Here is a 15,351-nt window from a genome sequence, read left to right as displayed (position 1 = left end):
ATTTGTCCAAAGACTTAGTAGCGTTCCCGGAGTACTTTTAAGACACGCTCCTTTTTCTTTACAGCCTCATCCGCGGATTTTTCGACTTTCTTTTTCATCTCCTCAAAATCGCATTTGGTCTTGTCCGCAACCTTTTTGACCGGGGTATACGCGGACTCACGAAATTTCGGGGTGAAGTCTTTTAATTCACCGTTTACCAGAATCTTCGAATCAGAAGGCCCCTCTGTAGCATATCCTACCCTTTTTACTGCAACTCCTGCCGACTCAATAACGTCTTTTATCCTCTGTTCGGCACTTTCAGGCGCCACGATTAAAAGCGCGTCAAGAGATACCCCGAGATAATCGATTTTAAGAGTGTCAAGCATCTTCAAAACATCAGGTTCGACAAGACTCCTGAGGTTCTCCTCCTCTATCACTATGCGACACCCCGCCGTTTCGGCCATCTCGTATACATCCCCGCGCAGGCCGCCGTTCGTGACATCTGTCATCGAGTGGACTTCACCGAAGATATCGCTTGATATGAGAGCCTCACAGGCCTTCAGAAACGAGAGATTTATTGTCTTTTCAACAACCCCGGGAAAGCCGGAGTATATAGCTGCCGTTGCAATCGTTCCTCCTCCAGCACCTTCGGTCATAAGAAGGATATCTCCAGGAACAGTCGCAGACCGCTTCGTTACGTGCTCTGCAACACCTACGGCACCCACACACCCTGTCATACGCTCCCCAAGGACCATGTCGCCTCCTATCCTGAGGGTTGAGCCTGATACAAGAGGAACGTTCATCATCTCGCTCACAACCGATATACCTGCGGTGTAGTCGAAGAGCTTTGCAACATCGCCGTCGTCTGCGACATGAATGTCCGATATCAGGGCAACGGGCTTTGCACCCATAACGTATGCATCGCGCAGGGTTGCGCGGGTTACATGAAATCCTGCAAGAAACGGAAACTCGGAAAGCCTTGAATGCATGCCGTCAACGGTAGTTATGATGTACTGCCCGTTTGCACTGACAACCCCGGCATCGTCCATCTCGTCGACTCCCACATCCGCACTGCTCCTTCCGATTATCTTCGGGAACTGCCTGTGGGCAAAAAAGTCGCCTGTCCCTCTTGAACCGACACCGAAGCTTCCCATGCTGACTCCGGACTTGTAATATGTTAAAAAATCTCCCCCGTGACCGGACGAATTTTTTACCTCCTGCACAACGGCTTTTGCAAAATCAGAGGCATATTCACGGTTGCAGCCTTTTATTTCAATAATATTTTCTATCAGCCTTTTTATTACAGAATTTTCATCCGCACCGCGGGAAAGCTCCCGCCTTGCGAATTCCTCGACATCCATAAATAATGTTGCCCTGTTCTATACAAAAAGTATGCTCAACGGATATTCAGCAGTGTAAAATCTGCACCAGACCAGGTTGAATAATTTCAAAGAGGATTAAGTATATACAAAAAATGATGAAAGAGGCGCATATGCCCTGCGCATGTACCATTGCAGGCTCGGATTCAGGAGGCGGGGCCGGAATTCAGGCTGATCTTAAGACATTCTCGTCATGCGGGGTCTGGGGATGCTGTGTTATAACTTCTATAACCGCCCAGAACCCGGCAAATGTCAACGGTATATGGAGCTGCAGCACTGATGCCGTGTCCCGCCAGATAGAATCGGTTTTTGAGGAATTTGAAATATCTGCCGTAAAATGCGGCATGATGCCTTCAGCTGAAATTATTGAAGCAGTCTTTAAGTCTCTTCCTTCAGATGTTCTGCTTGTAATCGACCCAGTAATGGTCTCGACAAGCGGAAAAGCCCTTTCAAACGGAAAATCGGTTGAGACACTTAAAAAAACTCTTATACCTGAATGCACACTTGTTACTCCAAACATCCCGGAAGCGTGCGCATTGTCAGGTCTTGAAAAAATATCTTCAGAAGAGGAGATTCTTTCAGCAGGAAAAATAATCCTTGGGATGGGAGCAAAAAACGTTCTTATAAAGGGCGGACACATGAAAGGACCCTATTCTGAGGATTACCTTATAGGAAGTTTCGGATTTGAAAAGATTTCAGGCGCACGGTTTTCATACGACATACACGGCACAGGGTGTGCACTCTCTGCTGCCGTAACTGCAGGGCTGTCACTTGGAAAAAATGTCCGTGAATCATGCGCTGAGGCAAAGAGGCTTATCGAATCTGCAATAAAACATGCATATGTGTCAAGAAACGGCTATTACAGCATAAATCCTTATCCCATAAAAATAGATTTATCAAACAATAAAGATTATATCCACAAAAATTAGATTTTAAAAAACTGGTAAGATGTTGGATAAAGTAGATAATTCGATTTTGAGTGAACTTGCAAAAGACGGCAGAACGTCTATGGCTGATCTTGGAAAAAAGCTGAACATTGCTCCGTCTACGGTTTTTAAAAGGATTGAAAAATTAAAGTCCAGTGGTATTATCCAGCGTTTTACAATAGTTGTGAACCCTGAATTTTTCAAAAATTCTATCATTGTTTTTCTTTCAATCTCGATTGACCCATTGCAAAAACCTGATGTGGAGCAGTTTCTTCTCAGAATGGACCATGTTCTCGAAGTTTACGAGACGCTTGAGCCGAGCGATTTCCTCGCCAAGGTTCGCGTCCACGAAATTGCAGAACTTAAATCCGATATCCTGATACCTTTAAGTGAACTTCCCGGCGTCAGGGACATAAAGCCGATACTGACCGTAAAAAAAGTGAAAGAACAATTCTGGAACATGGAGGAATACGATTTACATGGAAATTGAACTGATGGAGCGGGTACTTGCAATTATAACTCTTGCACTTGGCGGAGCACTGATAGTCTATCTCTATGACGCATACAAAATAGTCAAGCAGAAAAGCCTTCTTATTCTGATGTACGGGCTTTTCGTTCTCATAATAGGAATCGTTCTCCCGGACATAACGCCGCTTTTTACGGCGGATGAATTCTGGATTTTCTGGTCGGCGTTATTCTCGCGGCTCCTTGTAATTATAGGTATCTGCGCAATGATCTTTTCGATTGTAAGGGGATGAAGCAGATATGCCTAATTCCAGCTCCTTTGCACGGGACTGGCAGCTCTTAAAGCTGTCACGTGACTGGAAGCCGGCGGACAGATCGAATGAGATTTTAAGCAGGCTTATAAAGGACAATGACCCTCTGGTTATAGAAAAGATAGAGATTATCTCACGTGATATGGGAAAACAGGATGCAGAAGAGATATTAAGGCGTATGAACCCGAGAATGGATGTCAAAACAATTCTTGAAGGAATCCTTCTGGTTTCGGGAATTACATACGAAACCTCTGGTGACAACAAGACCGGAAGAAAAAAAATCATGATTAAAAAAGATATGAAAAGCGGATATCAGGAGTTTTTTTCAAACAGGAGAGTAAGTGCCGCATATATCAGGGGATTTGTCAACGCACTCGCACCGAATAACAAAGTATCCGAGATGGACGATTATTTTTCTTTAATAATCGAGGATATTTAGGAACCCAGTTATATAGTTACTATGAATATACATTATAAATTTTTTTTCCTTTTGACAGGAGATATGATCTATTTGTTTCACAATATACTGATTACTTAAGCATCTTGTTTAAATTTCAGAAGACTTCCCAATGCTTTTAAATATATAAATCGGATATAGTGATGATAAAATAATTTATATGCCATTCACGCGTTATTCTGATTGGCATTTTAGGTGATTTGAATGAAATTCACAGAAAAAGAAGAGGCAGTATCACCTGTAATAGGTGTTATTCTCATGGTGGCAATTACGGTCATTCTCGCAGCGGTAATTGCAGTATTCGTGTTTGGTCTGGCAGATGACCTTGAAACAAGTTCACAGAAGGATGTTACACTTCAGCCTTCAACAAACAGCACAGGATATGTCGAATTTACAGTCTTTGCAGGAGCAGACGTTTCCAAACTGGACAACATAACTGTTACACAGGAAGGTATGGCCCCAGCTGATAATGATTCAGTTGATCTAAAAATAGGAGCAGTCTTCTCAGTGCCGTTCAAGAAAGACAACGGGACCATTGTTGCAACAGGAAACTTCAACGACGGGACAGCCCAGATCCTTTCAAAGATCTAAATCTAAAAATAATCTTTTTTAAGTTAATTAAGTCCTAAAGAATAAATTAGTCACTCAATATAATTTCTCAAAAATTCAGCTGCAAGAAGTTCACGTTCACCGCCGCACTTTTTTGCAACCGATAGGTCGTATTCTATAAGTTTTTTCAGGTTTTCGTCGCCGCTGTGCACATATCTTGTCGCGTGGACAGCCGCATCTATAATGCTGTTGAAACCGCGGTTTACGGGATGTATAACAGGACTTACTACGGTCTCTTTCAACGGGCGCAGGCTGTAGATGCACGACTCATTTGTTATACGAACCTCTTCAGCCTCAAAGAGAATCCAGGCTTCCGCCCCCTTCAGGGTATAAAACGTATACCCGCCAAAAGACTGCTCCTCAAAAAATTCATCATCCAGGTCTTCAAAGGCTGTCTTTGCATACAAAAAAGAGTCATATATGAAATTCGCTGCAAATAGTTTGTTTTTGGCAACTTTTTCAAAAGTATGCGAACCTTTGAAAAGAACTACACTCAAATCCTTCCGGTTTATGATACCGACAGGTGCGGCGTTTTTGCCTGACACCGCAATTACCTCGTTTATTCCTTTAGTCAGAAGTCCCATTCCCATCCTTCCGTCAAAGCCACAAATATACCTGCAATTATAATGTCTGCCGTAGAACCCGGATTTATGCCCTTTTCAAGACACAGCCTGTCGAAGGCTTCTGCCGGTATCTGTTTCAAAAGAACCTTCTTCGCGGTCTCGGTCGTCCACAACGAGACTTTGCTGTCAAACTTTTTTTCAACAAACGTGTCCTCCGAAGAAGAGAGAAGCGATATGTATGCATCAGGTATCACGTCCCTTCCCCTGCCGGAGCTGAGAATGAAGTCGGCAGTCTTTCTCGTAAGTTTAAAGCCTGACACCCATTCTTTCGACACCATATCGCACCGTGATGAATACTCCATCACATCGTAGAGGTTCATCTTCTTCTCACAGAGTTGGTCCAGTGCACTGGGGCTGTTTACGTCAATCTCGTCGTCGGACTCGTTCATCCTGACGCTCGTAAGACCAAAAGCCCTGTAAAATAAAACCGCATCCTCGACCGTAGTGGTCATTATCGCTTTTTTTGCACCCTCAATACCTCCACCTGCAAGAAGCGGGATTAAAAGAATAAAGGCACCGAAGTGGGTGTTGCCACCCGAATGGGTATTCGTAAGGGAGACCGCATCGTAGATGAGCCTTCCGAGACCACAGTCGCCGGGGTCGTTTAAATTAAATTTGCAGGCCTTTTCAAACGCAGGCTTTGCATAGATTGCCGATGCAAGAAAATGTTCCAGCCATGTGTCGTCATAATCGTGGAATCTGTCGACATTGCCAGGCTTTGTCTTGGCGCAGACCTCAAGCATCATCGCTATCTGGGCAAGTTCAGCAGGACTCTTCTTCACTCCTTTCATCAAACACCTTTTCTATAATGCCTTCTGAAAGACGCCTCTTTAAGCGCATGTACTCCTGGTGCGAAAGTCCCGCCTGTTTCAGTGAAATGTCACGGAACATGCACGGCGTCGAACTCTTGCAGCACCATACAAGACTTCCGAAGCATGTGCTCTCTCCGGAAGACAGAGGAGTATTCTCGGCAAGAGACACTTTTAAGTCATGAAACTTTTTCGGAGACATCCCCGTCTTTTTCAGTGCAGGAATCAGAGGGCACTGTTTTATAGGCATGCAACAGAACGCAAGCCCCCTCAGGTCACCTCCACGGCAGAGCTGTTTCGGCGCATTGTACCACCCGGACTCATCCGCATATTCCTCTATTGAAACCCTGAGGCGTTCAAGCGTCTCGTTGTCGGCATTTCTTGCAAGAGATACCATGTCGGCGCCATGCGAAAACATCTCCTTCACCCTCTCGAAGGTATTCATGGAATTGTTCGCAATAATCTTCAGCGGGCAGCTGTTTCTTATCTCCTTAAGTTTAGAAGACCCAAAGTCCATCAGGTCGACGTGCAGTATATCAGCACCTGCCTTCCAGAGAAGACGTGCAAGAGACGAATCATTTGAACTTACACCGGCGCGAAACTTGACTGAGACATAAGCGCCGGCCTCATTTAAAGCCCGGACGATATCTGCAAGAGTATCCGTGTTTTTCAGCAGGTATTCACCCGCACCTGCATTTATCATAGCCTCCTGCCGGCAGTGCGCATCAACCTCGTATATGACGTCTTTGCCAACAGCAGAGTAAACGTCCAGGTAAGACTTTGGGGAAGTTCCACGGATATTTATGCCACAAATGACATCCGAACCCTCAAACTTTTTCACCTCATCACGGATACACGAGACAGGGTCCCCGCATATGAATTCATGGCGCCCCTCATCAGCCATCTTTGCGCCTGCATTCATTGTCGGCTCGTCGACAGAAAAACCGCCTATAAATGCAATTCCAATATTCTCTTTTCTCAAAAGAGCATATGAGGCGTCGGTTATTCCCGCCATGGAAGAAAGGGCAACAGGAACTTTCACACAACGCTTGTTTATTGTAAGGTAATACCGTGAGCCGCAGTCAGTCATTCTGTCATATCATTTTGTAATATATTATGTAATTCCTTTGGGTATAGGACGGACAGCCTGTACCCGCCGTCACACCTTTCAAGTTCAATGCCGGAACTGAAATCGTCAACGGAAATCCCTGCATTGGTCTCCCTGATTTTCATAACCTCAGGCCAGGACATAAGAAACGCCCTGTTCAAACTTCCCTTCCCGCCGCGGAATTCGACAGCAAGAAATCCGCGTCTTCCGGTCCTGCAGATAAAATCCCATATTGCATCTATCTGGTGGACATTGTTTTTGTCTTCATGAAAATGCTGCGTAAAATAAATTTTTTTCCCTTTTAACGACTTACACTCTATAGCAAGATAGTAGCGCGGGTCTAATGAATCAACAAGGACATCAACATACTGGGTGCTGTACTTCGACTGCTTCAGCCTGTATGCATACCCCTTAAGGTTGCTGCTGTCAAAAAAATGGTTCAGGCAATGAACCATATCTCTTTCAAAATCACTCATTTACCTGAAATAATTATAAATGGAAACGACAAAAAAGAATCGTTAATTATTTTATTTATAATTGTTGTACAATGTATGATATGAAGAAGAGTGGATTCTTACTTGTCGGACACGGCAGTACAAAGCCATACAACAAGCAGCTTATCGAAAACACTGCAAAACTTATCTCCGAAAAGGAAAACAGCTACATTGTAAAGTGTGCATTCATGGAGAACAGCACACCTTCAATACCTGAAGTTCTGGATGAGTTCAAAAACGAGGACCTTGAATCAATGGTCGTCGTCCCCTTATTCCTTGCAAGAGGGGTTCATATAGACAAGGATATCCCCGGCATCCTCGGCATTGAAGAAGGCGGACACAAAGGTGAATTTGAGACCAAAAACGGCAAAATCCCGCTTGTATTCGCAAAACCAATCGGCGACAACCCGATGCTTGCAGACCTCATGATAGAGAGTGCAAAAAGAGCAGTAGAAGAATATTCAGATTAAAACAATTTTTACACTATTTTATGTACATTCTGGTGCTTGACACCATACACGGGGGCGAAGAGATTGCCCTTCACCTGAAAAAGGCCGGACATAAATGCGATACGGTTGATGTCTACAGGCACGAAAAAGGCGTATCCGAGGAATTCGCACTAAAACAGCATTACGACCTCATCATTGCACCGGTCCACTTAAACCCGGGGTATTCTCTCCTTGATTCCCCCGGTGCACCTGTAATAACGCATCACCAGGCGGTCTCCATGATAATAGGCGACAGAAAACCTACCCTGTCAGTTGAGATAACAGGTGCCAGGGGAAAAACAACGACAGCATTCGCACTGGCGCATGTCCTTAAGGGAAAAGGAAAAGGCATTCTTCATACGTCAAAAGGGACTTTCAGAATCCCGGAACAGGAGATAATAGATAATACAAGCATTACACCTGCTTCTGCTATATTCCCCGCCCTTCTTGCATATGAGGAAAACAGGTGGCTTATAGCGGAAGAGTCCCTTGGTGTCTGCGGGTTTTCCACCCTGTGCATCCTTACATCATCGGAAGACTACAAATTCGCCGGGAATACCAAAAGCGCTCTTTTGGAAAAGGTGAAAACACTTGAAAAATGCAAAAATGTCCTGCTTGCACCCGGTGCAGGAGAACTTCCCAAAAACGCCCTGCACGCGGAAGAATTCGCATCAGTCAGAGATGACGTCTGCACATATGAATATGAAGGAGTAAAAGGAAGCTTTAAAAATCCGCTTCTCCGGGTAAAAGGATACAGAGAGGCAATAACGACCGCCGCTGCGGCAGGCTGCATACTTGGTGCAAACTCTAAAAAGCTTGAAGATTTTATGCCGGTTGAAGGCAGGATGTCTTTTTCCAGGACCGGCGGAAGGCTTGTCGTCGACAATTCTAACAGCGGTGTGAACAAAATGACCGCTGTTACAGCCGCATCGTTTGCCGAGAAGATGACAGACAAAAAAGAAATTACCCTTGTAATAGGCGTTGAAAAGGAAAATATTTGCGAAGGCTTCAGCCCTGAAGACGTTATATCTGCAATAAGACGGATAAAGCCCAAAAAAGTCGTAATCGTAGGGGATTCCCTAAGGTGCATAAAACCTGAAGACATAGGGTGCATCCCGGCTGAATACGAAAAAAGCCTCGAAGAGGGAAAATTTAAAGCCCTTAACAACGGCTCTGAAAACAGCATAGTTCTTTGTGTAAAAACGTGGAGATAGTAAGATATGGAATACATTCAGCCCCGGCCAAGCTCGATTGTCGCAGGTCTTTATACTGTAAGAGACCTCGGCGTCGACGTCTCGATTCTTCACGGGCCTTCCGGCTGCTCGTTCAAGCACGCAAGGCTTCTTGAGGAGGACGGCATGAGAGTCCTTACGACGTCACTTGGCGACAACGAATTCATATTCGGGGGGCAGGAAATACTTGAAAAAGTTCTGAGATACGCGGAAAAGGAGTTTTCGCCCAAAAGAATGGCCGTTGTGGGAACATGCGTTTCAATGATAATAGGCGAGGACATGGAGTCTGCAATTGAAAATTCAGGCATAAATACTCCTGCAATCGCAGTCAATATCCACGCAGGTTTCAGGGAGAATATAGACGGCGTCATTGCAGCCCTTGAGCCTGCCGCGAAAGCGGGATGGATTGAAGAAACCGAGCTTGAAAGGCAGAAAGAGCTTCTTCATGCCGCAAACATGACAGAAAAGCTGAGAGGAGCCGCCTACAAACCGTATGTAAAGCCGCAAAGAGGAGACCTCAAGCATGTCGTGGCGCAAAAACTTCTTGAATGCGTAAAGAGCGGAGAGAAAGGCATCGCGATAATGAACGCAAAAAAGGAGACTGCATACATGTTTGCAGACGTCCTGAAAGCACTATGGGAGGTCTGCCCCGGTGCAGACATAGAATATGTCGCAAACCTTGAGGACAGGGGGCTTCCCAAGGTAAGAAGGGATGCGGAAAACATCAGAAACGGACTTGTTGATTCAGGTCTTCATGCCGAATACACAGGTGCACTTGACGAATACGGCGCAACAGGCGACATTCTCGGGGAAAAAATTTTGGAATGCAGGCCGGACTTTGCACTTATATCAGGAGTCCCGCACGCAATTCCACCGGGATATCTAGAAGGGATTAAAGTATTCTCCGTAACCAACGGCCCCAGGCAGGTGGAGCCTTTAAAGGAGTTCGGACATGACTATGTCGTTGTTGAAGTAGACCTTCACCCGAAGACTCTCGGTGTAAGAGAGATAGTCCCAAGCGAATTCGGCGACGTTTTGAGGACCATGAAATGAAAAGCCTTCTTATAACAGGCGACCGCTCGGGCAGCGGAAAGACAAGCATCACCCTCGGGATAGCCGCGTACCTGTCACGTGAATATTCGGTGCAGCCGTTCAAGGTCGCAATGGACTACATCGACCCGTCATACCTTACAGGCGTTACGGGCAGGATGTGCAGAAACCTTGACAGCTTTGTGATGACCCCGCAGCAAATTAGCGACTCATACGACAACGCCTGCATCGGTGCCGACATTTCTATAACTGAAGGCGTAAGGGGGCTTTATGAAGGTGCTGAAGCCCTTTCAGACGTCGGGTCAACGGCGGACATCGCGAAAATGCTTGAACAAAATGTCATCCTCGTCATAAATGCACAGAGCATAACAAGGAGCGCCGCCGCTATAGTCAAAGGGTTCTGCGCTTTTGACCCCGAAATTAACATAAAAGGAGTAATCCTCAACCAGGTCATAAGTGAAAAACATAAAAACAAGGCCAAAACGGCAATAGAGCACACTACGGGAATCCCTGTTATAGGTGCAGTCCCCAGAAGCGAAGAGATGAAGCTTACGATGCGCCACCTTGGCCTTGTCCCTTACCTGGAGGGAAAAAGCGACGCGGAATTTTTAAAACGCGTAGAAACAGTCACAAACATCATCAGTGAGAATATCGACATGGACACTCTTTTAGACCTCTCGAAAGAGTCTGGTGCTCCTTCAAAAAAGCCTGAAGTATTCCGGCCCGCAGAATTTTCAGACGTTAAAATAGGAGTGGCGGTCGATGAAGCGTTCAACTTCTATTACAACGACCTGTTCGAGGTTCTGCCCGCCCTCGGCGCAGAGGTCGTAAAGTTCAGTCCCGTGCACGACAGGCTCCCGGATGCGGACGGCTACATATTCGGCGGCGGCTACCCTGAAATGTTTGCAGGGGAACTTGAAAAGAACACCAGAATGCATGAGGCTGTACGCGAGGTGTCAAAAAACGATATCCCCCTATATGCGGAGTGCGGCGGCCTTATCTACCTCACTAAGAAACTTACTCTAAAAAAAGGCTGGAACGGACTGGAGTCCGATGAAAAGTTTGAGATGACTGGAGTTTTTGACGCGGAGACAAAAATGCCTGCAAAAAGGGTCGTAGGATATGTATCCGGGACTTCGGATAAAAAATGCCCGCTCGGTGCATTAAATTTCAAAGGGCACGAGTTTCACCACACCGACGTCAGGTTTAACGAAGACATCCACTTCTCATACCGGCTTTCACGTGGCATAGGCATAAAAGACAACCTTGACGGGGCTTTGAAGAACAAAACCCTGGCATCCTATACACACCTGCACCCACTGGCATCCGGAAGCATGATCAAAAATTTCATCGGCCTTTGCAGGACAAAATACTGATAAAATTCCATTATTCTATTTTTAAACATTTTTTTTTGGATTTCAGGAGCATTTGCCCGGATTCCTGAACACAGGGTCTTTATATCACAGGAAATACAGGAATTTCTTTTCCTGCTTAAAAAGTTATAAAACAAAAGGTAATTATCTTTCAGGGTTTAAATATCAGATTATGATTATTTACCTGGACGGAAAATACCTGCCAAAGGAGGAGGCAAAGGTATCAGTCTTTGATCATGGTCTCCTTTACGGAGACGGGGTTTTCGAAGGTATAAGAGAATACAACGGAAGAGTCTTCAGGCTCAACGAGCACCTGGACAGGCTGTATGACTCCGCTAAGACCATAGACCTTGATATAGGGATGACAAAGAGCGAAATGGAAGAAGTCGTCCTTGAAACCCTGAGAAAAAATAATCTCAAAGATGCATACATAAGGCTTGTAGTAACAAGAGGTGTCGGAGACCTCGGTCTTAACCCGAAGAGCTGTTCCAAACCGACAGTTTTCGTCATTGCTACGGAATGGGGCGCAATGTACGGCGACCTCTACGATAAGGGGCTTAAGGCGGTTACGGTATCCGTCAGGAGAAACGCTTCATGTGCACTTCCGCCAAATGTCAAAAGTTTAAACTACCTCAACAATATTCTCGCGAAGATTGAGGCAAACTACAAGGGCGGAGACGAGGCTATATTCTTTGACACCGAAGGTTTCGTCGCCGAAGGCTCCGGGGACAATATATACATCATCAAAAACGGTGTCATCCTGACACCGCACACAGTAAACAACCTAAGGGGAGTTACAAGAATTGTCCTTCTCGAAATCGCATCAGAACTCGGAATACCTGTAAAAGAGCAGAACCTGGGCTACTTTGACCTCTACGCTGCAGACGAAGTCCTTGTAAGCGGGTCTGCCGCAGAAATTGCACCTGTAACCCTTATAGACGGAAGAAAGATAGGAACCGGAAAACCCGGACCTGTTGCATCACAGCTTACCGAAGCTTTCAGGGCCAAAACTGAAAGTGAAGGTAAAGAAGTCTATTAAATTAAGACGTTTGATATGAAGGCCACTTAGCCGGCCAGAATCATTCTCTCTTTTTTGATTATTATCCGGTGTCAGGTACTTTATTTGTGGAAGCAGGACTTCGTCAGGTTGTTTCACGTTTTAATGCAGTTGTAAGAAATCAAAAAAAAGTAATATTCATATATATATAAGATGAGCAGATCTGCATTAATCACGATGTCAAATACAAAAGAATACGATGCAGTTATTATCGGTGGCGGACCTTCGGGTTCATCAGCCGGATACCTTCTCGCAAAAAAGGGGCGAAAGGTCCTCATAATTGACAAAAAAATATTTCCACGCCAGAAATTATGCGGGGGCTGCCTGAGCGGCAAGACAATTCAGTATTTAGAGAACATTTACGGGGAAACTGCACAGTCTCTTATCAAAAAAAATATCATTAACTTTCAGGCAGGTCAATACAAAATATATCTCAATGACAAAGCAGTAATCCAGGGAAACTTAAACCAGCCTTTTTTCTTTGTAAACCGGTGCGTATACGACAAATATCTGCTTGACAAAGCAGGTGACGCAGGAGCTGAAATTCTTGAAGGGGATGAGGTCACAGAAATCTGCCAGACGCAGATGAGTGTGAAAACAGCCTCAGGAAAAGTCATCCGCTCAAAACACATTATCGGTGCTGACGGAACGCACAGCATTGTGCGGAAAAGTCTGCTGAACTCAGACAATACAAAGAAACAGTGGGATAAAAACCTTGCAATCGCCCTGGAACTGAAAATAAGATATGATAAACTGGTGCAACTTCTGAACCTGAACTCCATAGCGGAGGTGAAGACAAAATTCACACAGCCTATGCTTTTTCTCGGCGTTTCCGAATGGGGGTACGGGTGGATCTTTCCGAACAAAGAGACAGCAGTTATAGGGATATGCGGCCTTATGAGGAAAAACGACAAAAAAATTATCCAGACGTTTAAAAAATTTCTTGAAGCTGTCGGCATAAGAAATATCCCTGATAAAATCTCATTTTCAGGTTACCCTATGCCCTACGGAAATTTCATAAAAAATCCCGCAAAGGGCAATATACTTCTGGTGGGAGATGCCGGGGGATTTGCCGATCCGGTTCTCGGTGAAGGGATATATTATGCCCACCGTACAGCAGAACTTGCTTCTTATGCCATAGAAAAAAGCCTAAGTGAAGGAGGCTGTGCGGAAAAGACATATCATAACCTGATCCGAAAATACGTTATCCCGGAAATGAGACACGCAAAAGTATTCCGCAATCTTGTTTACTTCAATCTCGATCACCATATGCATAAGATTATCTCATTTATCATTTCCGTATCCAAAGAGAAACTGATAAACATCGTAAACGGAAATACGATGTTCAGCCCGTTTAAGTCTGAAAAAGACTACTACGGAAAGATCAAAGTATAAATGTAAACTTTTGCGGATTCACAAAAATAAAAACCGGCACCTCCCGGTAAAATTACGGTTTTTTTTGAAAAACTATGTGACACTTATTTTCACGGTGTTTTACAAAACCGGTTTTCCCGTAAAAAAGAGACTACAGGCACCGGATATTCATAAACAAAAATACCGAAACTTTTTTGGTACGAACATCATGTTTTTTTAATTTTACCAGAAACTTCATTATACGGCAATTCGCCATTAACAGATACTTAAAGTAATCTGCTGTTTTTAAAAACTGGAGTCAAATATGTCTGATACAATAAATTCATACGAAAATGAACAGGGGGCAAGTTCAAATGACAGGCACACAGGAAGACTTATTTTTATCATACTTGCGTCAATGATGACAATGATGGGGTCTGCCGCAGTTGCACCTGCCCTTCCCCAGATAAGCTCTTTCTTCTCAAACTATCCTGACAGTATAATTGCACTGATTATTGCCCTTCCTTCTCTCGGAGTTATTCTTACCGGAGGAGTAATTGGGTACATCTGCGACCGTATCGAAAAGGTAAAGCTTCTTGTAATATCGCTTGCGGTTTTTGCAGTCTTCGGTTCTTCCGGACTTTACCTGAATTCCCTTGAATACATTCTTATCGGAAGGGTATTCCTCGGCATTTCAATTGCCGGAATTATGACTTCGACAACTACCCTGATTACTCTTTTTTACTCAGGAAAAGAGAGAATAAAGGTTCTCGGGTACCAGACCGCGGCCATGGGTCTTGGAGCGATTGTCCTGCAGACGTCGGCAGGGTTTCTTGCCGCAGTCGGCTGGAGGGAAACTTTTGGTATATACCTTCTCGCAATCCTGTTTATTCCGGGAGTCATCCTGACCATAAAAGAGCCGTCGAAAGAATGCCCCGCAATAAGTTCTGAACCGGAATTATCTGGTAAAAAAGACAACATATTTTCTCCCGCTATCGCAGGCCTTTTGTTTGCCTCAATTTTTGTCGTCCAGATGATGTTTTATACGCTTTCAACGACCTATCCGTATCTTCTCGGGGAAATAGGGATAAATTCGACTGTTGCAAGCGGAATACTACTCGGGGTGCCCGGTCTTATATCGGCATTCAGCGCAGTTTCATGCAGCAGACTTTCCGATCACTTCAGCAGGCAGACTGTAATAGCGTTCGGATTTTTGTCATTTGCACTCGGACTTCTCCTGATTGGTTCGTTTTCTGAAATTGCCGTCTCCGTCGTCGGTCTTATCCTTATAGGAGCTGGTCTTGGTTTTATAATGGTAAACCTTGTAAACTGGCTTACAAACATTGCTCCCGTTGAAAAGGCGGGAATTCTCTTCGGTCTTTTCACGACATTCTTCTTCCTGGGCCAGTTTTCATCAGGCTACCTCACGCAGCCGCTGATAAGCTATTTCGGGACTTACTTTTCAGCTTTCTTCATAGAGGGTCTTTGCGCTGTTCTTTTCACAGTACTTTTTACATACCTTGCAATAAAAAACAAAAAGGAAGCAAAGACCACCTGAAAACAAATTTTGCCAAAAAGACACAAAAATAAACACCAACCAACTTTTTTAAAAAAGGCTTTTGTACGGGACTTTTTCAG

General features: G+C 44.6%; 17 protein-coding genes. 12 read left to right on the top strand and 5 right to left on the bottom strand.

The window, feature by feature from the left end; genetic code table 11:
• Positions 1-14: 14 nt before the first annotated feature.
• Positions 15-1,340 (bottom strand): AIR synthase-related protein, encoded by a 1,326-nt coding sequence (locus tag J2128_RS00780; RefSeq protein WP_209688877.1) that lies wholly within the window; start codon positions 1,338-1,340, stop codon positions 15-17.
• A 113-nt stretch (positions 1,341-1,453) separates the two neighbouring features.
• Here J2128_RS00780 and thiD point away from each other — a divergent pair, with 113 nt between their 5' ends.
• The 5 genes from thiD (at position 1,454) to J2128_RS00755 (ending at position 4,108) form a co-directional block, all read left to right on the top strand.
• Positions 1,454-2,287 (top strand): bifunctional hydroxymethylpyrimidine kinase/phosphomethylpyrimidine kinase, encoded by an 834-nt coding sequence (thiD, locus tag J2128_RS00775; RefSeq protein ID WP_209688876.1) that lies wholly within the window; start codon positions 1,454-1,456, stop codon positions 2,285-2,287.
• A gap of 19 nt (positions 2,288-2,306) precedes the next feature.
• Positions 2,307-2,774, top strand: coding sequence for an Lrp/AsnC family transcriptional regulator (locus tag J2128_RS00770; RefSeq protein ID WP_209688875.1), 468 nt, complete (start codon positions 2,307-2,309; stop codon positions 2,772-2,774).
• On the top strand, positions 2,764-3,042 hold the full coding sequence (locus J2128_RS00765; RefSeq protein ID WP_209688874.1) for a hypothetical protein: 279 nt from the start codon (positions 2,764-2,766) through the stop codon (positions 3,040-3,042). Before J2128_RS00770 ends, J2128_RS00765 begins: the two co-directional genes overlap by 11 nt.
• Before the next feature lie 7 nt (positions 3,043-3,049).
• Positions 3,050-3,499: a hypothetical protein gene (locus J2128_RS00760; RefSeq protein ID WP_209688873.1), complete on the top strand. Its 450-nt coding sequence runs from the start codon at positions 3,050-3,052 to the stop codon at positions 3,497-3,499.
• A gap of 222 nt (positions 3,500-3,721) precedes the next feature.
• Positions 3,722-4,108 carry a type IV pilin gene (locus J2128_RS00755; protein WP_209688872.1) on the top strand — a complete coding sequence of 129 codons (387 nt, stop codon included), beginning with the start codon at positions 3,722-3,724 and terminating at the stop codon, positions 4,106-4,108.
• 50 nt (positions 4,109-4,158) lie between these two features.
• Here the strand turns inward: J2128_RS00755 and J2128_RS00750 are convergent, their stop codons facing one another.
• Genes J2128_RS00750 through J2128_RS00735 form a run of 4 tightly spaced genes read right to left on the bottom strand, consistent with a single transcriptional unit; the run spans position 4,159 to position 7,142 of the window.
• Positions 4,159-4,716 (bottom strand): DUF447 domain-containing protein, encoded by a 558-nt coding sequence (locus J2128_RS00750; protein ID WP_245323238.1) that lies wholly within the window; start codon positions 4,714-4,716, stop codon positions 4,159-4,161.
• On the bottom strand, positions 4,698-5,540 hold the full coding sequence (locus J2128_RS00745) for a triphosphoribosyl-dephospho-CoA synthase (RefSeq protein WP_209688871.1): 843 nt from the start codon (positions 5,538-5,540) through the stop codon (positions 4,698-4,700). The genes J2128_RS00750 and J2128_RS00745 overlap by 19 nt, the downstream gene beginning before the upstream one ends.
• Positions 5,512-6,648, bottom strand: coding sequence for a methanogenesis marker 9 domain-containing protein (locus J2128_RS00740; protein WP_209688870.1), 1,137 nt, complete (start codon positions 6,646-6,648; stop codon positions 5,512-5,514). Before J2128_RS00740 ends, J2128_RS00745 begins: the two co-directional genes overlap by 29 nt.
• Complete coding sequence (locus J2128_RS00735; RefSeq protein WP_209688869.1) at positions 6,645-7,142, bottom strand: Holliday junction resolvase; 498 nt, start codon at positions 7,140-7,142, stop codon at positions 6,645-6,647. Before J2128_RS00735 ends, J2128_RS00740 begins: the two co-directional genes overlap by 4 nt.
• An 80-nt stretch (positions 7,143-7,222) precedes the next feature.
• On the opposite strand from J2128_RS00735, the gene cfbA reads away from it, so the two are divergent.
• The 7 genes from cfbA to J2128_RS00700 all read left to right on the top strand — a co-directional run bounded on the left by cfbA (position 7,223) and on the right by J2128_RS00700 (position 15,271).
• Positions 7,223-7,630: a sirohydrochlorin nickelochelatase gene (cfbA, locus tag J2128_RS00730; protein ID WP_209688868.1), complete on the top strand. Its 408-nt coding sequence runs from the start codon at positions 7,223-7,225 to the stop codon at positions 7,628-7,630.
• Positions 7,631-7,650: 20 nt separating this feature from the next.
• On the top strand, positions 7,651-8,862 hold the full coding sequence (gene cfbE / locus J2128_RS00725; protein ID WP_209688867.1) for a coenzyme F430 synthase: 1,212 nt from the start codon (positions 7,651-7,653) through the stop codon (positions 8,860-8,862).
• A gap of 6 nt (positions 8,863-8,868) precedes the next feature.
• Positions 8,869-9,933 (top strand): Ni-sirohydrochlorin a,c-diamide reductive cyclase catalytic subunit, encoded by a 1,065-nt coding sequence (gene cfbD, locus J2128_RS00720; RefSeq protein WP_209688866.1) that lies wholly within the window; start codon positions 8,869-8,871, stop codon positions 9,931-9,933.
• A complete protein-coding gene (gene cfbB, locus J2128_RS00715) occupies positions 9,930-11,306 on the top strand; it encodes a Ni-sirohydrochlorin a,c-diamide synthase (RefSeq protein ID WP_209688865.1) in 1,377 nt (458 codons plus the stop codon). The genes cfbD and cfbB overlap by 4 nt, the downstream gene beginning before the upstream one ends.
• Positions 11,307-11,475: 169 nt before the next feature.
• The gene (ilvE, locus tag J2128_RS00710) at positions 11,476-12,342 is read left to right on the top strand and encodes a branched-chain-amino-acid transaminase (RefSeq protein ID WP_209688864.1); all 867 of its coding nucleotides are present in this window, start codon (positions 11,476-11,478) and stop codon (positions 12,340-12,342) included.
• A gap of 171 nt (positions 12,343-12,513) precedes the next feature.
• Positions 12,514-13,755, top strand: coding sequence for an NAD(P)/FAD-dependent oxidoreductase (locus tag J2128_RS00705; protein WP_281069271.1), 1,242 nt, complete (start codon positions 12,514-12,516; stop codon positions 13,753-13,755).
• A gap of 283 nt (positions 13,756-14,038) precedes the next feature.
• Positions 14,039-15,271: an MFS transporter gene (locus J2128_RS00700; protein ID WP_209688862.1), complete on the top strand. Its 1,233-nt coding sequence runs from the start codon at positions 14,039-14,041 to the stop codon at positions 15,269-15,271.
• The last annotated feature ends 80 nt before the right edge of the window (positions 15,272-15,351 follow it).

This window comes from Methanomicrobium sp. W14, from assembly GCF_017875315.1.
Taxonomy (GTDB): domain Archaea; phylum Halobacteriota; class Methanomicrobia; order Methanomicrobiales; family Methanomicrobiaceae; genus Methanomicrobium.
The sequence above is the reverse complement of the archived record's forward strand: the minus strand, read 5'-3'. Positions and strand labels throughout refer to the sequence as shown.